Annotated in this window: 15 protein-coding genes; 7 read left to right on the forward strand and 8 right to left on the reverse strand. The window is 68.4% G+C overall.

The features are described 5' to 3' along the window. Positions 1–113: 113 nt before the first annotated feature. The 5 genes from L5G32_RS08445 to L5G32_RS08465 form a co-directional block, all read right to left on the reverse strand. Positions 114–1,127: a GmrSD restriction endonuclease domain-containing protein gene (locus L5G32_RS08445; protein ID WP_237010581.1), complete on the reverse strand. Its 1,014-nt coding sequence runs from the start codon at positions 1,125–1,127 to the stop codon at positions 114–116. Between the two features lie 70 nt (positions 1,128–1,197). Continuing rightward, positions 1,198–2,868 (reverse strand): alpha/beta hydrolase, encoded by a 1,671-nt coding sequence (locus L5G32_RS08450; RefSeq protein ID WP_237010582.1) that lies wholly within the window; start codon positions 2,866–2,868, stop codon positions 1,198–1,200. After that, a complete protein-coding gene (locus L5G32_RS08455) occupies positions 2,865–3,158 on the reverse strand; it encodes a hypothetical protein (RefSeq protein ID WP_237010583.1) in 294 nt (97 codons plus the stop codon). Before L5G32_RS08455 ends, L5G32_RS08450 begins: the two co-directional genes overlap by 4 nt. Positions 3,159–3,280: 122 nt before the next feature. Beyond that, positions 3,281–4,753, reverse strand: a complete 1,473-nt coding sequence (locus L5G32_RS08460; protein WP_237010584.1) for an FAD-dependent oxidoreductase — start codon at positions 4,751–4,753, stop codon at positions 3,281–3,283. 5 nt (positions 4,754–4,758) lie between these two features. After that, entirely contained in the window at positions 4,759–5,772 is a 1,014-nt protein-coding gene (locus tag L5G32_RS08465) for an AurF N-oxygenase family protein (protein WP_237010585.1), read from the reverse strand. A gap of 183 nt (positions 5,773–5,955) precedes the next feature. Between L5G32_RS08465 and L5G32_RS08470 the strand changes: the two genes are divergently transcribed. Both L5G32_RS08470 and L5G32_RS08475 read left to right on the forward strand, forming a co-directional pair. Further along, complete coding sequence (locus L5G32_RS08470) at positions 5,956–7,671, forward strand: cation:proton antiporter (RefSeq protein WP_237010586.1); 1,716 nt, start codon at positions 5,956–5,958, stop codon at positions 7,669–7,671. A gap of 354 nt (positions 7,672–8,025) precedes the next feature. After that, the gene (locus L5G32_RS08475) at positions 8,026–8,679 is read left to right on the forward strand and encodes a type IV toxin-antitoxin system AbiEi family antitoxin (protein WP_237010587.1); all 654 of its coding nucleotides are present in this window, start codon (positions 8,026–8,028) and stop codon (positions 8,677–8,679) included. A gap of 160 nt (positions 8,680–8,839) precedes the next feature. Here the strand turns inward: L5G32_RS08475 and L5G32_RS08480 are convergent, their stop codons facing one another. Further along, complete coding sequence (locus L5G32_RS08480) at positions 8,840–9,136, reverse strand: hypothetical protein (protein WP_237010588.1); 297 nt, start codon at positions 9,134–9,136, stop codon at positions 8,840–8,842. Between the two features lie 181 nt (positions 9,137–9,317). Between L5G32_RS08480 and L5G32_RS08485 the strand changes: the two genes are divergently transcribed. Further along, positions 9,318–10,184 (forward strand): universal stress protein, encoded by an 867-nt coding sequence (locus L5G32_RS08485; protein WP_237010589.1) that lies wholly within the window; start codon positions 9,318–9,320, stop codon positions 10,182–10,184. 57 nt (positions 10,185–10,241) lie between these two features. Then, positions 10,242–11,474, forward strand: a complete 1,233-nt coding sequence (locus L5G32_RS08490; protein WP_237010590.1) for an MFS transporter — start codon at positions 10,242–10,244, stop codon at positions 11,472–11,474. On the opposite strand, the gene L5G32_RS08495 is transcribed toward L5G32_RS08490, so the two are convergent. Continuing rightward, positions 11,422–12,999 carry a dolichyl-phosphate-mannose--protein mannosyltransferase gene (locus tag L5G32_RS08495; protein WP_372491657.1) on the reverse strand — a complete coding sequence of 526 codons (1,578 nt, stop codon included), beginning with the start codon at positions 12,997–12,999 and terminating at the stop codon, positions 11,422–11,424. The two genes, L5G32_RS08490 and L5G32_RS08495, sit on opposite strands and share 53 nt — an antisense overlap. Before the next feature lie 148 nt (positions 13,000–13,147). Here L5G32_RS08495 and L5G32_RS08500 point away from each other — a divergent pair, with 148 nt between their 5' ends. The 3 genes from L5G32_RS08500 (at position 13,148) to L5G32_RS08510 (ending at position 15,825) form a co-directional block, all read left to right on the forward strand. Beyond that, positions 13,148–13,759, forward strand: coding sequence for a TetR/AcrR family transcriptional regulator (locus L5G32_RS08500; RefSeq protein ID WP_237010591.1), 612 nt, complete (start codon positions 13,148–13,150; stop codon positions 13,757–13,759). A gap of 22 nt (positions 13,760–13,781) precedes the next feature. Continuing rightward, the gene (gene rsmI, locus L5G32_RS08505) at positions 13,782–14,660 is read left to right on the forward strand and encodes a 16S rRNA (cytidine(1402)-2'-O)-methyltransferase (RefSeq protein ID WP_308192023.1); all 879 of its coding nucleotides are present in this window, start codon (positions 13,782–13,784) and stop codon (positions 14,658–14,660) included. Between the two features lie 124 nt (positions 14,661–14,784). Further along, the gene (locus tag L5G32_RS08510) at positions 14,785–15,825 is read left to right on the forward strand and encodes a tellurite resistance/C4-dicarboxylate transporter family protein (RefSeq protein WP_237010592.1); all 1,041 of its coding nucleotides are present in this window, start codon (positions 14,785–14,787) and stop codon (positions 15,823–15,825) included. On the opposite strand, the gene L5G32_RS08515 is transcribed toward L5G32_RS08510, so the two are convergent. Further along, positions 15,805–16,980, reverse strand: coding sequence for an aminodeoxychorismate synthase component I (locus L5G32_RS08515; RefSeq protein ID WP_372491664.1), 1,176 nt, complete (start codon positions 16,978–16,980; stop codon positions 15,805–15,807). The two genes, L5G32_RS08510 and L5G32_RS08515, sit on opposite strands and share 21 nt — an antisense overlap. Positions 16,981–16,984: the final 4 nt, after the last annotated feature.

The following is a 16,984-nucleotide window of genomic DNA, read 5'->3' on the forward strand; positions in this document are numbered from 1 at the left end:
TGAAATAGCCGGAAATCCGCTGTTCACCTGATGCCATCCGGCGGTAACCTTTGCGAGCCACCGCGAGTCTCGATCGGGAGTCGAGGGTTAGTGCGAGGCGAGGGTGCATGCCGCTACTCGCAGGCCACACCGTCGTCGTCGCCGTCGAGTTTCGAGCTGTATCCAGGTTGGCCGCGATGCAATGGCGCGGCGCCGGCGGCACGCGCGGCCGAACAGCTCTTGTAGACGGCTGCGCCCCCGGGCGCCGGAGTCTCGGGGCGCGCGGGAGTGGTCCGCGCGGCCGGTGGAACAGTTGTACCGGCGGTGGTCTCCGCAGTCTGCGGTCTGCTCTGCGTAGTGCTACTGCTGTCGCACGAGCCGAGGACGCGTGTCATCGCGTCCTTCTCGGCCCGAGTCACCCAGAGTCGGTAGCGGGCCTTCACGTCGATCTGGCGCGAGACGTACGTGCAGCGGTACGACTTGTTCGGCGGCAGCCAGGTCGCGGCGTCGCCGTCGCGTTTCTGGTTATTGGTCGGCCCGTCGACGGCTTGCAGGTTGAGCGGGTCGTTCGCGAGCGACTCGCGTTCCTCGGTGGTCAGTTGCTGCGCGCCCTTCTGCCAGGCGTCCGACAGTGCGACCACATGGTCGATCTGCACCGCGGTCGACGTCTGCTGGCCGCGCGTGAATGCGATGGACTTCCCGGTGTACGGATCGTCGAGCACACCGGTCAGGATCACGCAGTCGTGCGTGTGTGGTTTGACGGAGAGGGCTGTGAGATCGCGGCGAAGGATGTCGTTGCGGGTGTCGCAGCCGTTGTGGCCGCCGTCGACGTCGACGTCGTCGCTCCACGCCTGGCCGAACAGAGCGCGGTCGTATCCGGTCTTCGGTGCGCGGCCCTTCACTGGAATCGTGTCGAGGACAGCGAGCGCGTCTGCGGACTCCGGGGATTCGGGCGACGTGCTCGTCGTCGGCGAGGAGGTCGGAGCGGAGGTCCGCTCGACGGCACTGTGCTCGTCTGAGGTGACGGACGACCATGCGACATCGGTCTGGTCGGAGTCGGGGGTGGCGCAGCCGGCCAGCAGAACGCCGCCGACGGTCATCGCGGCCAGTGCGGCGGCGACGACACTACGATCGGAGAAGTGGGACATGACACCCATTGTGCCGATTGCCCCCGACAGCGTTGCGCCGGAGAGGATTCGAACGCGTCGCCGACCGATGTCAGTCGAAGAGCGACAGCAGCCGTCTGGTCGGTCCAGTGATCGTGTCTAGGACCAGATCGCCGCTGATGCGAGCGACGGCTGATGCGTCGCGTTCGATCTCCTTCGTCGCGTCGTCGATCTGATGCATGTCGGGACTGCGGTCCACGTAGTGTGCCGGCTCGTCGCCGAGGATGACGTCCGCGATCGCCGTGAACGCATCCGATCCCGGATCGTCGAGGTACGCCGAGTGCGAGTCGGGCCCCGCCAACAGCTGCCGGTGGCCGTGTTCGTCGGGCGACAGGTATCCGCTGTCGATCCGGACGACGCCGTCGGCGTCGTCCGGATCGCCGCCGTGAGTACCATCGCCGCGGTCCGGCGCGGGATTGAAAAAAAGGCCGGGCGGGGTGAGGGAGTAGCGGGCGACGTCGGGGTCCGGGTTGTTCCAGGGGACGCCCGGCAGGGTGCCCGTACCTGCGGCGGATGCGTAGACGACGCGGTCGGCCCGCATGCCGAGCTGCTCGGCGGTGCCGACGATGGTGCCACCGTAGGAGTGTCCGATGACGGTCGTCTGCACGCCCGGTCCTGCGGTCGCGAGCTCGTCGTCGAGGGCGGCCGCGAATGAGGTGAGGCGCGGTGCGTTCTGGCTGGCGAGCCGGGAGTCGACCGCCATCGACTTGTACGAGTTCTGGAGTGGGTTGGACAGGATCGTCTGTGGAAACGTGCCGTCGGCCCACACGATGATCGGAGCTCCGGTCTTCTCGTGCAGGGCGGCGGCGCGCGTGTGCAGGTCGTCGACGTCGTCGGCTCCGGTGCCGGTGCCCGGAACGAAGATCGCCACTCCGGGAGAGTCCGGGGTGATCTCGCCGACCAGCTCGGCGAACTGTCCGGTCTCGGGATCGTAGGCGAGGAACGTCCGCTCGTCGTCGAGCATCGACCGGAGGAGTCGGGCTTCGTCGCTGTCGGCTCCGGACTCGGATTCAACGGACTCGAGGCGGTCGAGCATCGTGACGCGGTTGGCGGTGATCCGGTCGTCGAATGGCAGGCCGTCGAGGTTGCCGACGACGTCGGGGGCGGTCTGAATGAGCTTGTCCTGTTCGCTTCTCGACAGGGACTCCCAGTAGGAGCGCCGCCGGGTGGGCGCGATCGTCGCGAGAGCGTCGACGGCCTTCTCCGGGGAGCCGATCGAGCCGTTCGGCAGCCCGACCTGGTCGCCGGATCCGTCGAGGCGAACGGCGGCCTCGTAGATCGGTCCGGCGAACGCACGGTCCAGGTCGTCGGCCGTCTGCAGTAGCTGTCGGACGGCTCCGGTGAGGTACAGGGCGTCCGCGCGTCGCTCGGGTTCGGGATGGGTGACGGCTCCGTCGTCCAGCACGGTGAAGCCTTCGCTGCGTGCGGCGGCGACCCGGCTCCGCAGGGTCGATTGGGCGTTCTCGAGGATCGCGGTGCTTCCGCGGATGAAGTCGGTAGCGGTCGACGCGGCCCGGGCCGAGCGGCGCATCGACGCGGCGACCACCCGCACCCGCTGCGTCGCGGCGTCATGTGTCGCGCCGCGCCACGCCTGATCCGAGTCGGCGCTCGTCACCGCCGCACGACTCGCATCGGTGAGCCGCTCGGTGAGGGTGCCGAGACGTGCGGCGACCGTCGGGAGACCGGCGAGATCCCAGGCGAGGACGTCGTCGACGCCGGTCATCGGACGTTGTCCCGAGTCACGTCGCCGATAGCGGCTGCGGATGCACTGTCGGATTCCTGGGAGAGTCCATTGAATCTGTCGAGCGCGTCCGCGAGTGCGACGAGCCGCAGTCCGTCGGCACTCGACACGGCAGCCGCCTTCGTGCTCGCGATCGCTGCGGCGGCCACGGTACGCGACGTCGCGGTCGTCGGGGGATCGGGCAGTCGAGTCCGGACGATCTCGTCGCCCAGTTCCCGCCAGTCGGCCACGATCTGTGCGATCTGTGTCGGTGTGATCCCGAAGTCGGCCATGGTGCCCCCGTCCGCTGCAGCGGGCCGTCGCCTCGACCGGCCTCTACTCCTTAGACGCCGACCGACCCCGCGCGGTTCTGCGGAATTCCACAGGCTCGCGCGGGGTCGTCAGAGTGTGCTCGTCAGCCGACGGTGGAGAGCGCCCCGGCTTCGACGTCGGCGAGCAGGTTGGCGACGGTCTCACCGGAGTCGGTCTTGTTGGTGCCGATGAATCCGGACGGTCCGCGTTTGATCCAACCGGTCACGTACATGCCCGGTACCGGTGTGTCGCCGTCCATGACGCGGCCCGCGACGTTCGCGATGGTCCCGGTCGCCTCGTCGAACGGCAGTCCGGCGACCGGGACGCCGCGGTAGCCGATGGCAGGTAGGACCAGGCCGGCGTCGATGGTCTCCTCGACGTCGGTGCCGGTGCGGACGAACCGCACACCGGCCGCCTGTTGGTCGCCGACAACCTCGACCGGAGTCCGACCGAACGTCAACCGGATGAACGGTTCGGCAGGCACCGGACGCTGTGAGATCTCCTGCAGGAGAGCGACCTTAGCTGCGACAGTCGAGTCGTCGACGTCGTCCGCCGAGATCCCGCCGAGGTCCTCGGGACGGACCTGGACTCGCGCGTGTCCGTCGGCGAGGCCGATCAACTCAGGCAGGGTGAACGCCGCGTGCGCCGGACCGCGACGGCCGGCCACCACCACCTCGCGCACGGCCGACGCGCGCAGCGCGGCGAGCGCGTCGCGGGAGATGTCGGTCTTCGCGAGTTCGTCGACGTCCGCAGTGAGGATACGAGCGACGTCGAGGGCGACGTTCCCGTTGCCGATCACCACCACTCGCTCGCAGGAGAGATCCGGGCCTGCATCGGCGAAGTCGGGGTGACCGTTGTACCAGCCGACCAACGACGTGGCGCTCTGCACTCCCGGCAGCCCGGCGCCGGGTATCGGCAGCGGCTTGTCGGTCGGGGCTCCGCCCGCCCACAGAACGGCGTGGTGGCGGGAACGGAGGTCGTCGAGCGAGATGTCGCGGCCGACCTCGGTGTTCAGCAGGATGGTGATGTTCTCGTGGCGTGCGACGTCGTCGAACAGGTTCATCACCGAACGCGTCGACGTGTGGTCGGGGGCGACGCCGAAACGCGACAGGCCGAACGGGGCGTCGAGGCGCTCGTATACGGTGACGCGCACCCGCGGTTGCTTGAGTAGTTCGTCGGCGGCGTACATGGCGGACGGGCCCGACCCGACGATTGCGATGTCGAGGACGTCTGGACCGCCGCGGACCGCTCGCGGCTTGGCGATCGGCGCGAGCGGCAGTCGCTTGTCGTGCGCCACGGGGAATCGGGCGACGTCGTCCTGCGCGTGACCGTAGTGGGCAGCGTTGACGTCGGCGAACCGTTCCGCGGCTTCGGGGAGCCGGTGCCCGGGGACGATGGCGCCGACCGGGCACGCGGACACGCACGCGCCGCAGTCGACGCACGTCTCCGGGTCGATGTAGAGCATTTCGGAGATGCCGAAGCCCGGCTCGTCCGGGGTGGGATGAATGCAGTTCACCGGGCATGCGTAGACGCACGAGGCGTCGCCGCAACACGCCTGTGTGATGACGTGGGGCACCGGTGTCAGCTCGCGGTGTACGCGGGTTCGCTGCGGAACCGCGAGTTGCGTCCGTCGATGCCGAGAGCGCGCCAGACCCGACGCGACGCCGGGTTCATCAGACCGCACTGGTCGGCGAGCATCCGGACGTCGCCGAACACGCCGGACAGGAAGACCTTCGACTGGTCGGATCCCCAGAAGATGTCGTCCATTACCTCGCGCGGAACATTGAACTCCTTGCGGAACTCGGCAGGCGGGACGACGATCGCGTTGCACAGGACGCGCATGACGATCGGCATCACGATCGACAGGACGAACTTGGTGAGTCGACTCTTCTTCGGGATCGTCGTGCGCAGGTGATTGTGGGCGAACGAGATATGCCTGGCCTCTTCGGCGACATGCAGTTCCATGACCGCCGACATCGCCGGGTGGAGACCGTCCTTGCCGCGCAGAAAGTCCTTCTGGATGTGGTCGATCGGTTCTTCGCCCGCGAGCACGCCGAAGTAGAAGACTGTCGGCAGGAGGGTGGAGAACAGCGGGATGATCGGCGAGGTCACGCGGAGCGGACGGCGCATGCCCGGCGTCTTCATCCCGATGCGGTTCACGAGCTCCTGGAACATCAGAGTGTGATTGCACTCTTCCTTGGCCTCGTGCGTGGTGTAACGGAACCGCTTGTCTCCGTTGGGAAGACGGTCCGAGTACTGGAGGAGTCCGCGGATGAGGATCGACTCGAACTGCAGGCCGACCTTCGCGACGTTCGCCTGACGCCACATGCCGAGGCGGATCTGCTCGGACTCGGGCAGCGACTGGTACCAGGGGTGACGACCGATCGGGTCGACGGTGTACGACAGGATCCAGCGGGGATCGTCGGGAACGACGGCCATCTCCGGCGAGTCCCAAGCGATGTCGATATACGGATCGAAATTCCGATGGACGGAGGCTGCCGACAGGTCGTCGAGGACCTGCTCGTAGTCGAGCTTGTCGTCCTGCTTCGCGGGCGGCCGGTAGGTGGTGGTCGGGTGCGGTTGCGTCGAAGTCATCTCACATCTCCTCTGCTGGTCTCGGCCAGTCCAGACAGCCGAGTGAAGCTCGTTAAGACAACCGTGACATCAATCATTGATCTTGTCAATGGGCGATGACACAATGGTCCATGGCCGACGAGTCACGCCCCGAACCTCGACCACAGATAGGCACGAGACGGGGCGATACTGGACAATGGCACGGTGGAAGTGGTCCTCATCGTCGTCCTGTGTGTGCTCGCGATCGCGGGTGCGAATCTGCTCGCGCCTCGTCTTCGCATCGCAGCCCCGCTGCTGCTCGTGATGTTCGGCGTCGCCGTCAGCTATTTCCCCGAGGTGCCGCGGATCTCGCTCAACCCCGAGATCATCCTGATGGGCGTCCTCCCGCCGCTGCTGTACGCTGCGGCGGTCGCGATGCCGTCGATGGAGTTCAAACGCGATTTCCGGGCGATCAGCGGACTGTCCGTCGTGCTCGTCATCGTGAGTGCGCTCGGCTTGGGCGTGGTCTTCATGCTGATCCTCCCGGAGGCCGACTATGCGACGGGGGTGGCGATCGGCGCGATTCTCAGCCCGACCGACGCTGTCGCGACGACGACGGTCAAGCGCGTCGGCGCTCCCAATCGTCTGATCACGGTGCTCAGCGGCGAGAGTCTCTTCAACGACGCGAGCGCCCTGGTGCTGCTGCGTGCGGCGATCGCGGCGATGGCGTCGAGCGTGTCGTTGTGGGGCGTCGCGATCTCGTTCGTGTGGACGGTGGTCGCGGCCGTCGCCGTCGGCTGCGTCGTCGGCTGGGTGTTCGTCCGGGTCCGCGCGAAGATCGCCAACCCCGCTGTGGCGACCGCCGTCTCGTTCATGACCCCGTACGTCGCGTTCGTTCCGACCGAGCTCGTCGAAGGCTCCGGTCTGGTCGCGGCGGTCGCGGCCGGGCTCGTCGCCGGTCGCGGCGCCGTCCGGCACCTGACGGCCGCGCACCGCCTGTCCGACGTACAGAACTGGCGGATGGTCGAGTTTCTGTTGGAGGGCAGCGTCTTCCTCCTGATGGGTTTGGAACTCAAGAATCTCGTGTTCGACGTCCACGAGAGCGGTGAAACGATCTGGCATGCGGCGTGGCCTGCCGCCGTCGGTTTCGTCCTGCTGTTGCTGATCCGGCTGGTCTTCGTGATTCCGCTCGTGCACTGGACGGAACGTCGCGCGCAGCGGGTGATCGCGCGCGAGGACCAACTGGCGCGCTTGCAGAGCGATCTAGCGGGTTCCGAGCATCTGAATCGTCGTCGCGCACGGATGGTGCGGAACCGGATCGACCGTCGTCTCGCTGACATCGCCTACTACCGGACCGAGTCGATCGGTACGCGAGAGGGATTCGTCGTCGTGTGGGCGGGAATGCGCGGCGTGGTGACACTCGCGGCGGCGCAGACGCTGCCGTCGGACACCCCGTACCGTTCGATGCTCGTGCTGCTGGCCTTCTTCGTGGCCGTGGGGTCGCTGCTGATCCAGGGCGGCACCCTCGGGGCGTTCGTAAGGTGGATGCGGCTGCCCGACCACACCACGCAGGAGGCCGGCCAGCGTCGCGCGATCGGGCGCGAGTTGGCCGCGGTGACCGGACGTGTGATGCGAGAGCCCGATGCGTGTGGGGCCGATCCGACGCTCGCACGCAGCATCGAGACCGTTCGGCGACTCGAGGCCGCCGACGGGGATGAGGAACTCGCGGACGGCGACGAGACCCGACTCGACAGACGCATGGACGCCGCGAAACAGATGCGGCGTGTGCGCAGACTCATCGTCGTCGAACAGCGACGCCGCCTCCTGGAGCTCCGCGAGTCCGGGGCTTACAGTTCCAGCGCCCTGACCGCTGCACTCGACCGCCTCGACGCCGAGGAACTGAGCCTCGACGCGCAGGTCTCGCCACCCGCATCGAGCTGACCACTTCCCGCGACGGCCGGTAGCTCTCGCTATTGGAATGTCCAATAGCGGGAAGTCGTGGACGTCGCGCGAGTGGTCGGGCGTCGTGCGCGTGCGGCGTGTGGTGGAACCGGGCACACATCCGCTGCGTCTACAGAGTATGTGGCCCATAGACGAATTCGGCGCCGTCCGACGGTCGGATGCGCTGGCGATCGGACGCACCGACGACGAGATCAAGTGCGCGTTGCGAACGGGCGTGCTCCGCGAAGTCGACCGTGGTCTGTACGTGCCCGCGAGCTCCCTTCTCGCTATGACGTGGCGGAGGCGTTGTACCGCCTCAAGTGTGTGGAGGCGGCGAGCTCAGGCTCCGGGCAGGTGCTCAGTCACGAGTCTGCAGCGGCAGTTCTCGATCTACCGGTTCTCACGCCGTGCCGCGGCGTCGTCCATTTCGCGATCGACGCGCCCGGAGGTGGACGCAAAGCCAAGACCAGGCACTATCACTGCGGTCTCGATGCCGACGACGTCGTCGTGGTCGACGGTGTCGCGGTGACGACCCCGGCGCGGACCGTCGTCGACATCGGTGCGGCAGGCACCTTCGCCCAGGCGCTCACTGCCGCCGACTCCGCGCTCCGAGCCGGGCTGACCCGTGACGAACTGACCGAGGCAGTGGACCGTCGTCGACGCTGTGGGGCGGCCAAGCTGAGGGCGGCCCTGCGGTTGGCCGACGGCTGCTCGGCCAACCCCGGAGAGTCGTGGAGTCGGGCTCAGATGATCGAGGCCGGACTGGTCGCCGCGGATCTGCAGGTCCGATACGACTTGGCCAGCGGCGCGTACGCCGTCGTCGACTTCGACTGGGCGGGCCGGCTCGTCGGCGAATTCGACGGTCTGCGGAAATACTGTCGCGACCTGCTCCGGGCGAGAGTCCGGAGGACGCCGTCGTCCGCGAGAAGATCCGCGAGGACGAACTCCGCGACCTCGGTCTCCGCGTCGTCCGTTGGACGTGGAACGACCTGCGCGACGACGCGATGATCCCGAGAATCAGGCGCGCACTCCTTCGATCCGGGCTCAGATGATCGAGGTCGGAACCCTTCCCGCGACTTCGAGGAGTTCCCGCTAGTGGATTGTCTAATAGCGCGAGGTCGTGGACGTCGCGGGAACGGCTGGCCGTCGCGGGGCGACGACTGAGGAGCTAGGTGACTAGAGCGGGGACCGCGCCGAACACCCAGGTGACGGCGACGGCGAGGAGGAACCACGAGGCGCCCTGCCACACCTGCCAGCCGACGTTCGCTCGCCAGGCGATGATGGTGCGGACCATCGCGGAGATCGCTCCGAGACCGACGGCGACCGGACCGGCGATGATGAAGGCGTCGTGCACCCCGCCCGAGGTGTTGAGGGCGACGATCAGCAGCACGAAACCGACGGCGAACGTGATGAGCACGTGCAGTGCAGCGTCGCGGGCGGGGCCGGTACGGAGCGGGGAGGTCATTGGAGCTTCCTGATGATGGGAGATTCTGTCGGAGGAGTCGGACAGTGACACCAGCCTACCGGGGGACTTTCGCTCCGCCGGTGCCCATGCATTTCGGGAGCGATTGCGACAGAATGGAAATGAGGCCGAGGGGCGCCGAGCCACGGTAGCCCGGCCCTTGCTGAGAAGGAGTGCATTCGCGATGAGCTTGATCCTGGTCGGTGTGGACGGTTCGGACGCGTCGGCGGACGCAGTCAAATGGGCGGCAGGCGCCGCAGCCGCCGAAGGCCTGCCGTTGAAGATCGTGGCCGCCTACACGTCGACGACCAGTGACTATGCCCCTGGTCTCGTGATCCCGCAGGACGTCATCGACGCGATCCGCGCCGAAGCGACGGCAGCCGTGCAGAAGGCAGCCGAAGTCGCTCGCGCCGAGTCGCCCGACATCGAGGTGTCCGGATCGATTGTCGAAGGCGACGCCGCCCGCGTCATGCTCGAGGTCGGCGAGCACGCGCACATGATCGTGCTCGGCACCCGTGGCCTCGGCAGCGTCAAGGGACTGTTCCTCGGATCGGTTAGCACCAGCGTCGCCGCCCACGCCAAGGGCCGCGTCGTGATCGTGCCCGCCGGGTCCGCAACGGGCGAGGGCCCGATCGTCGTCGGCGTCGACGACTCCGCCATCAGCGACCCCGCCGTCGCCGAGGCGTACCGCCAGGCCGGTATCCGTAACCGGACGCTGACCGCCGTCCACACGTGGACGCCGCTCGACGCCGACGCCCTCCACGGCTTCGGGCTCGACCAGGGCGAGATCGACGAGATGTCCAGGCAGGCGGTCGAAGCCGTCTCCGAGCGGATGTCCGGCTACTCGCAGGACTACCCCGACGTCGAAGTGAACCGCGTCGTGATCCCCGAGGAGCCGGCCAAGGCGATCCTCGACGCGGCGAACGACGGCGCATCGCTGATCGTGATGGGCAGCCGCGGTCGCGGCGGCTTCGCCGGTCTGCTCCTCGGTTCGCGCAGCCAGAAGGTGCTCCACCATGCGCATGTTCCGGTGATGATCGTCCGCAAGTAGGCCACGAGGCGACGGGCGCTGACCTTCGGGTCGGCGGCCGTCGCTACGCTCTGAGGTGTGAAGCAGCTCCCGCGCGGGCTATGGGTCCTGCTGGCGGCGAACGTCGTCATCGCCCTCGGCTACGGGCTCATCGCACCCGCCCTCCCGGTCTTCGCCACCGACTTCGGCGTCGGCGTCACCGCAGCGAGCGTCGTCGTGTCGGCGTTCGCGATGATGCGACTCGCCTTCGCCCCCGCCACGGGACGCCTGGTCACCAGACTGGGAGAGCGCCGAATCTACCTGACCGGCCTCCTGATCGTCGCGCTCAGCACGTTGGCGTGCGCATTCGCGCAGGACTACTGGCAACTTCTGGTGTTCCGCGCGGCAGGCGGCATCGGCTCGACGATGTTCTCGGTGTCGGCGATGGCCCTGCTCATCAGGCTGGCGCCCCCACAGATCCGGGGCCGCGCGTCCGGCTACTACTCGGCGGGCTTCCTCGTCGGAAACCTCGCCGGACCGCTCGTCGGGACGGCCCTCGTCGATTTCGGCCTCCGCGTGCCGTTCGTCGTCTACGCGATCGCACTGCTCATCGCCGCAGCCGTCGTCGCGTTCGCGATGCCGCAGGCTCCGCCGCCCGTGACCGGTCCGACGGAGCACGCGCCGAAGCCCGCTGCAGGTTTCGTCGAAGCGCTCCGATGGGCCGAGTACCGGGCGATCCTCGCCTCCAACTTCGCGCAGGGGTGGGCTTCGATCGGCGTCCGCGTCGCGATCGTCCCACTGTTCGTCGAACAAGGCCTCGGCGAGTCCACCGGGTGGGCGGGCATCGTCCTCGCCTGTTATGCGGCAGGCAACATCGTCGCGATCGTGGTGTCCGGCCGACTGTCGGACCGCTTCGGGCGACGACCGGTGATGATCCCCGGTCTCGTCATCGCTGCGGCCTCGACGATCGCGCTCGGCTGGTCGCCGGACGTCTACGTGGTGCTCGCCCTGACTGCGGTATCGGGCATCGGATCCGGCCTGTTCGCGCCGACGCACCAAGCCGCACTCGGCGACCTGCTGGCCGAGCGGGAACGCGGCGGATCAGCGTTGGCGGCGTACGGGATGGCATCGGACCTCGGAGCGGTCAGCGGCCCGCTCGTCGCGGGGCTGATCGCCGATCACTGGGGTTACGGTCCGGCCTTCGCAGTGACCGGAGGCGTGGTCGTCGTGGCCCTGGTGCTGTGGTTGGCGGCCTCCGACACGACACGGACCAGGCCCGTCACGACCAACTCGGCAGCCACAACTGACGACCCCACTCGACGTTCGAGATAGGGGCGCCGGTCAGGATCGGCCACAGCCAGACGAAGTTCGCGATCACCAGCGCCGCGAAGATCGCCACCGCCAGGACGGCGACCGTCTGCCGTTCGGACCGTCTGCTGCGGTTGGCCCACGCGAGCAGATCACCGCAGCACAGCGCCAACCCCATCATCAGGAACGGCGCCATCGCGGTGGCGTAGAAGAAGTACATCTGGCGGTCGAGTTCGGCGAACCACGGGACGATGGCCGCCGCGTAGCCGACGAGCACCGCTGCATACCGCCAGTCACGGCGTGCCATGATCCGCCAGAGCGCCCACGCGATCATCGGGAAGGCCAGCCACCACAGGGCTGGCGTGCCGATCAGCATCTGAGCACGCACGCAGTCGCCGCCGCCGCACTGGTCGGGGCCGTAGTCGATGGCGTACAGCATCGGCCGCAGGCTCATCGGCCACGTCCACGGCTTCGACTCCCACGGATGGTGATTGCCCGCCGAATTGGTCAGGCCCGCATGGAATTCGAGGATTCCCGACTCGTAATACCAGAGCGACCGCAACGCTGCAGGCACCCAACCGAAGGTTCCGCCGGTCCCGACTTCGGTCCCGACCACATAGCGGTACACCGCGGTCTCGGACGCGAACCACGTGGCGAACGCCGCCAGGTAGATGCCGACCGGCATCACCGCCAGCGACATGCCCGACGGGACGAGGTCGCGTCTCAGCACGCCGACCCAGGGGCGTCGAACGTGGTACGCGCGGCGAGCCGCGACGTCGAACCCGAGGGACAGCAGGGTGAAGAAGATGACGAAGTAGAGGCCCGACCACTTGGTGCCGCACGCCAGGCCGAGCATCACGCCCGCCGCGAACCGGTACCAGCGGAATCCGAGTCGCGGACCGAAGGGGGAGTCGTCGATCCGCCCCTGCGACCACACCCGGTGCATGCGGGCTCGCATCTGGTCGCGGTCGGCGATGACCGCGGCGAACGCGAGCACCACGAACAGCGCCTGGAAGATGTCGAGCATCCCCATCCTGGACTGCACGAACAGCACGCCGTCGCAGATCGCGAACACGCCCGCGAGGGCGCCGACCAGGGTCGACCGGGCCAGTCGTCGGACCGTCAGATAGATCGCGAGGACGATGATCACCCCGGACACCGCCGACATGACACGCCAGCCCATCGGGCCGTACCCGAACATCCATTCGCCTGCCGCGAGCATCCACTTGCCGACCGGCGGATGCACCACCAGGCCGTACCCGGGATTGTCCTCGATCCACTCGCCGCCGGTCAGAACCTGCCAGCCCTGCGGGACGTAGTGCTTCTCGTCGAAGACCGGCGTCCCGCCGTCGGTCGGATGGGTCAGATCCCAGAACCGGGTGAGCACCGCGATCAGGGTGAGGACGGCGCCGACCACGGTTCCGCGCACACGGTCGGAGGCGCCGAACACCGGTGCCGGAGCCGGCGGGCCGGGACGGGTGCCGAGGTCCTCGGTCTGCGGCCGGAGCCCGGAGGGCTCGGCGTCGGCAGCATAGGCGGCAGTCGTCACCTCACACATGCTAGTCATTGCCCGCCGAACCCCATTCGCGACAGCCGACACGCCACGTACAGTGATAGGGCTTGTGTGTCGATCGGTCGGGGGATCCGGGCCGATTCGGTGCATCGTGGAGTCGACGACGAGATTAGAGGTCGCAGCAATGGCACGGCTCACCCTGGAGGAACGGCGTGAGGCGGCGATCGCAGCAACGCTGCGGGTCATCGCCGTCGACGGCGTCGAGGCCGCAACCACCCGGCGCATCGCCAGTGAAGCGAAGATGGGGCAGTCGAGCATCTTTTACGCGTTCTCCTCACGCGACGAACTGTTGGCGGCCGTCGTCGCACACGGGGTCGCGCAGGAACTCGACTACATGAACGGCTGGTTGGAGACGCTCGCCGACTACCCGGAGGGTGAGGCTCCGATGGAGGACCTCATCCGTGCCGGCCTGCTCGCGTTCGCGGAGAACGCGATCACCGAGCCCGCGCGCCAGCAGGTGCTGATCGGTCTCGCCCTGTACGCACGGCGCACTCCCGGCCTCGAACACCTCGCCGAGCGACTCTACGACGGCTATTACGACGTCGGTGCTCGTGTGCTCGACGAGGCAGCCCGGATCAGCGGCTGCGTGTGGAGCCGCCCGACCACCGACCTCGCGCCGACAGTCATCGCGCTGTCGGACGGAATCACCCTGTGCTGGCTCGGCACCGGATCGCGCGAACGGGTGAACGCCGTCGTCGAGAGTGCCGTGACGTTGATCCTCGGCTACCTGGAGTGACGCTGCCCGTAGCCTGGACGTCGTGAACGGCGACAGTGTGGACGACACCGGGGAGACCCGCGACGCGACGGGTGTGTTGATTCTGGCGGGCACGCCGATGGGGCGGCCCGACGATGCGTCCACTCGGTTGCGGGAAGCGCTCGCGACGGCCGACATCGTCGCCGCCGAAGACACGCGGCGCACCAAGGCACTCGCTGCGTCGCTCGGCGTGGAGATCACCGGCCGGATCGTCAGCTATTACGACCAGGTCGAGGCGGCGCGGGCACCGAAACTCGTGGCCGAGATCGCCGCCGGGGCACGGGTGCTGCTGGTGACCGACGCGGGCATGCCGTCGGTGAGCGACCCCGGATACCGTATTGTCGTCGCCTGCGCCGACGAGGGTCTGCCGATCACTTGCCTTCCGGGACCGTCCGCGGTGACCACGGCGCTCGCGTTGTCGGCGATGCCGTCCGAACGGTTCGCGTTCGACGGTTTCGCACCGCGCAAGCCCGGCGCCCGCCACGACTGGCTGTCGAGTCTGCGCGCCGAGCAGCGCACCGTCGTGTTCTTCGAGTCGCCCCACCGGTTGGCGCAGACCCTCGCTGACGCCGCGCAGGTGCTCGGAGCCGACCGTCGGGCCGCGGTGTGCCGCGAACTGACCAAGACGTACGAGGAGGTCCGCCGCGGCGGCCTCGGCGAACTCGCCCAGTGGGCTTCGGACGGGGTGCGCGGGGAGATCACCGTCGTCGTCGCGGGCGCCGCGGCTGTCGACGAGACGGTGACGATCGACGACCTCGTCGCAGAGACTCAGACGTTGGCAGACAGCGGAATCCGTCTGAAGGACGCGTGCGCCGAGGCGTCCGCCGGGACGGCGTTCTCCAAACGCGACGTGTATCAGGCGGTGCTCGCCGCGCGCGAGTGAGAGCCCCCACGCTGGTCGAGCGGAGTCCCCACGCTGGTCGAGCGGAGCGTTTCACGCTGGTCGAGCGGAGTCGAGACCCTCGAACAGAGCAGTGTTCGGGCGCACTCTCCGAGCGGTTCAGTGTATGTATACATACGTGCTGCAGAGAATGGTCCGGGGTCTCAACCCGGCGAGTTTCGCGATGGTCATGGCCACCGGCATCGTCTCGGTGGCGATGGACGTCCAGGGGTGGGGTGTGCCGTCGGCGATCCTCCTGTGGATCGGCGTGCTCGCCTACGTTGTTCTGGTCTTCGCGTTCCTCGTCCGGTTCGTGCGGTATCCCGGAGCGGTCGCCGTCGACCTGCGTCTCCCGACCCGGACGTTCGGGTTCTTCACGTTCGTCGCGGCCACCGGCGTCCTCGGCGACCGCCTGCTCATCGACGGACACGTCGGAGCGGCCGAGGTCGCGCTAGGCATCACCACGGTGAGTTGGCTGATCCTCGGTTATGTCCTCCCCGCGACAGCGTTCGGCGCGCGCGGCGACGAGGCTCCGTTGCGTCGTGCGGACGGCAGTTGGTTCGTCTGGGTGGTCGCGACGCAGGCGGTCGCCGTCCTCGCGTCCAGTCTGCAGCCGAAACTCCCCGGGCTGGACTCCGAGTTGGCGTTGCTCGCCGTGTCGTGCTGGGCGATCGGCGTCTTCCTGTACGTCGCCGTCGCCGTCTTCGTGGCCGCACGTCTCCTGCTCGCCCGGCCGGCGGCCGCCGACGTCTCGGGCGCGTACTGGGTGGCGATGGGTGCGACGGCGATCTCGGTGGTCGCCGGATCGCACGTGGAGACGATGACGGCGGTCCCGCTCACCGAGATCGTCGGTTCGACGGTCGCTGCGGGGACGTTCCTGCTGTGGGCGTTCGGCACGTGGCTGGTGCCCGCACTGCTCGTCGCAGGCTACTGGCGTCACGTCGTCCACCGGGTGCCGCTGCGTTACGAGGTGAGTCTGTGGACCATCATCTTCCCGCTCGGCATGTACGGGGTGGCCAGCCGGACCCTCGGCACCGCGCACGACTTGTCGATCGTCAACGGCATCGGCCACGCCGAGATCTGGCTCGCCTGCATCGCGTGGGCCGCCACGTTCTGCGCGATGGTGTGGACGCAGGGGCGGTTGCTGCTACAGCGTTCCGAGTCCTGACGGGCTCGCGGCGTCGACGGTCGCCGCCGCTTTGTCCAGGCACTCCTGCCATTCGACGTCGGGATCCGAGTCGGCGGTGATGCCGCCGCCGACGCCGAGCGTCAGCGATCCGTCTGGTGTGACGGAGACGGTGCGGATCGCCACCGACAGGTCGAGGAGGCCGTCGGGTCCGGCGACGCCGACGGCGCCGCAGTAGACGCCGCGGCCGTGTTCCTCCCAGCGGGCCAACAGGTCTGCCGCTCGGATCTTCGGGGTACCGGTCACCGAGGCCGGCGGCATCGTCGCGGCCAGAAGCGCGTCGTTGCCGACGTCGGACCGCAGGGTGGCCTGCACCGTCGACACCAGATGCCAGACGCCCGGTGCGCGAACCACGGAGAGCAGGTCGGGGACCTGCACGGAGCCGATCGTCGCGACGCGGCCGAGGTCGTTGCGGACGAGGTCGACGATCATCACGTTCTCGGCGATGTCCTTCGCGGACGCCGCCAGCACCGACGGGTCGACGCGTGCGGGCGCGGTGCCTTTGATGGGAGACGACGAGACGACGTCGCCGCGTCGGTCGAGGAACTGTTCGGGCGAGAAACTCGCGATCGATCCCCAGTCGCCCGACAGCCACGCGGCTTTGGCCGGGGCGCCTGCGGCGGCGACGTCGCAGAACAAGCCGAGCGGATCACCGTCGAGAACACCGGTGAATCGGGTGCAGACGCACGCCTGATAGATCTCGCCGTCGGCAATCGCGTCGAGGCACCGGGCGACGGCGCTCACGTGCGGCTCTTTCCGCGGCGGTGTCCACGACGCTCGCCACGAGAGTGCGGGTGCGGTCGGGTCGGCGAGGCACTCGGCGACCCATGTCGGGCACGTCGACCCGTCGACCGACTCCCACGTCCACGAGCCCTCACGTAATAGAAGGAGACCGTCGCAGAGTCCGCCGACGACGTCGGGCGCCTGTCCGGGCGGGGCGTACGAGATGGCGCCGAGCCAGAACCGGTCCGGACGGTCGGGCGGGCCGACGCCCGCGCGGACGTCGAGCGACGGCGCGATCACCGCGTCCGCGTCCGACCAGCGACCGATGAGTGCGGCGGGCGGCGGACGGTCGTCGAGCACGGTGCGGGCCGCCAGCGCGGCCAGAACGTCGTATGCGGCGGATCGCTCGACCAGCGCG

The organism is Gordonia zhenghanii, from assembly GCF_021738965.1.
Taxonomy (GTDB): Bacteria; Actinomycetota; Actinomycetes; order Mycobacteriales; family Mycobacteriaceae; genus Gordonia; species Gordonia zhenghanii.

Bases quoted from the DNA above. Each gene is read 5' to 3' on its own strand.
- L5G32_RS08445 (WP_237010581.1), bottom strand. From the start codon at position 1,127: ATGTCCCACTTCTCCGATCGTAGTGTCGTCGCCGCCGCACTGGCCGCG.
- L5G32_RS08450 (WP_237010582.1), bottom strand. From the start codon at position 2,868: ATGACCGGCGTCGACGACGTCCTCGCCTGGGATCTCGCCGGTCTCCCG.
- L5G32_RS08455 (WP_237010583.1), bottom strand. From the start codon at position 3,158: ATGGCCGACTTCGGGATCACACCGACACAGATCGCACAGATCGTGGCC.
- L5G32_RS08465 (WP_237010585.1), bottom strand. From the start codon at position 5,772: ATGACTTCGACGCAACCGCACCCGACCACCACCTACCGGCCGCCCGCG.
- L5G32_RS08480 (WP_237010588.1), bottom strand. From the start codon at position 9,136: ATGACCTCCCCGCTCCGTACCGGCCCCGCCCGCGACGCTGCACTGCAC.
- L5G32_RS08485 (WP_237010589.1), top strand. From the start codon at position 9,318: ATGAGCTTGATCCTGGTCGGTGTGGACGGTTCGGACGCGTCGGCGGAC.
- L5G32_RS08500 (WP_237010591.1), top strand. From the start codon at position 13,148: ATGGCACGGCTCACCCTGGAGGAACGGCGTGAGGCGGCGATCGCAGCA.
- L5G32_RS08510 (WP_237010592.1), top strand. From the start codon at position 14,785: ATGTATACATACGTGCTGCAGAGAATGGTCCGGGGTCTCAACCCGGCG.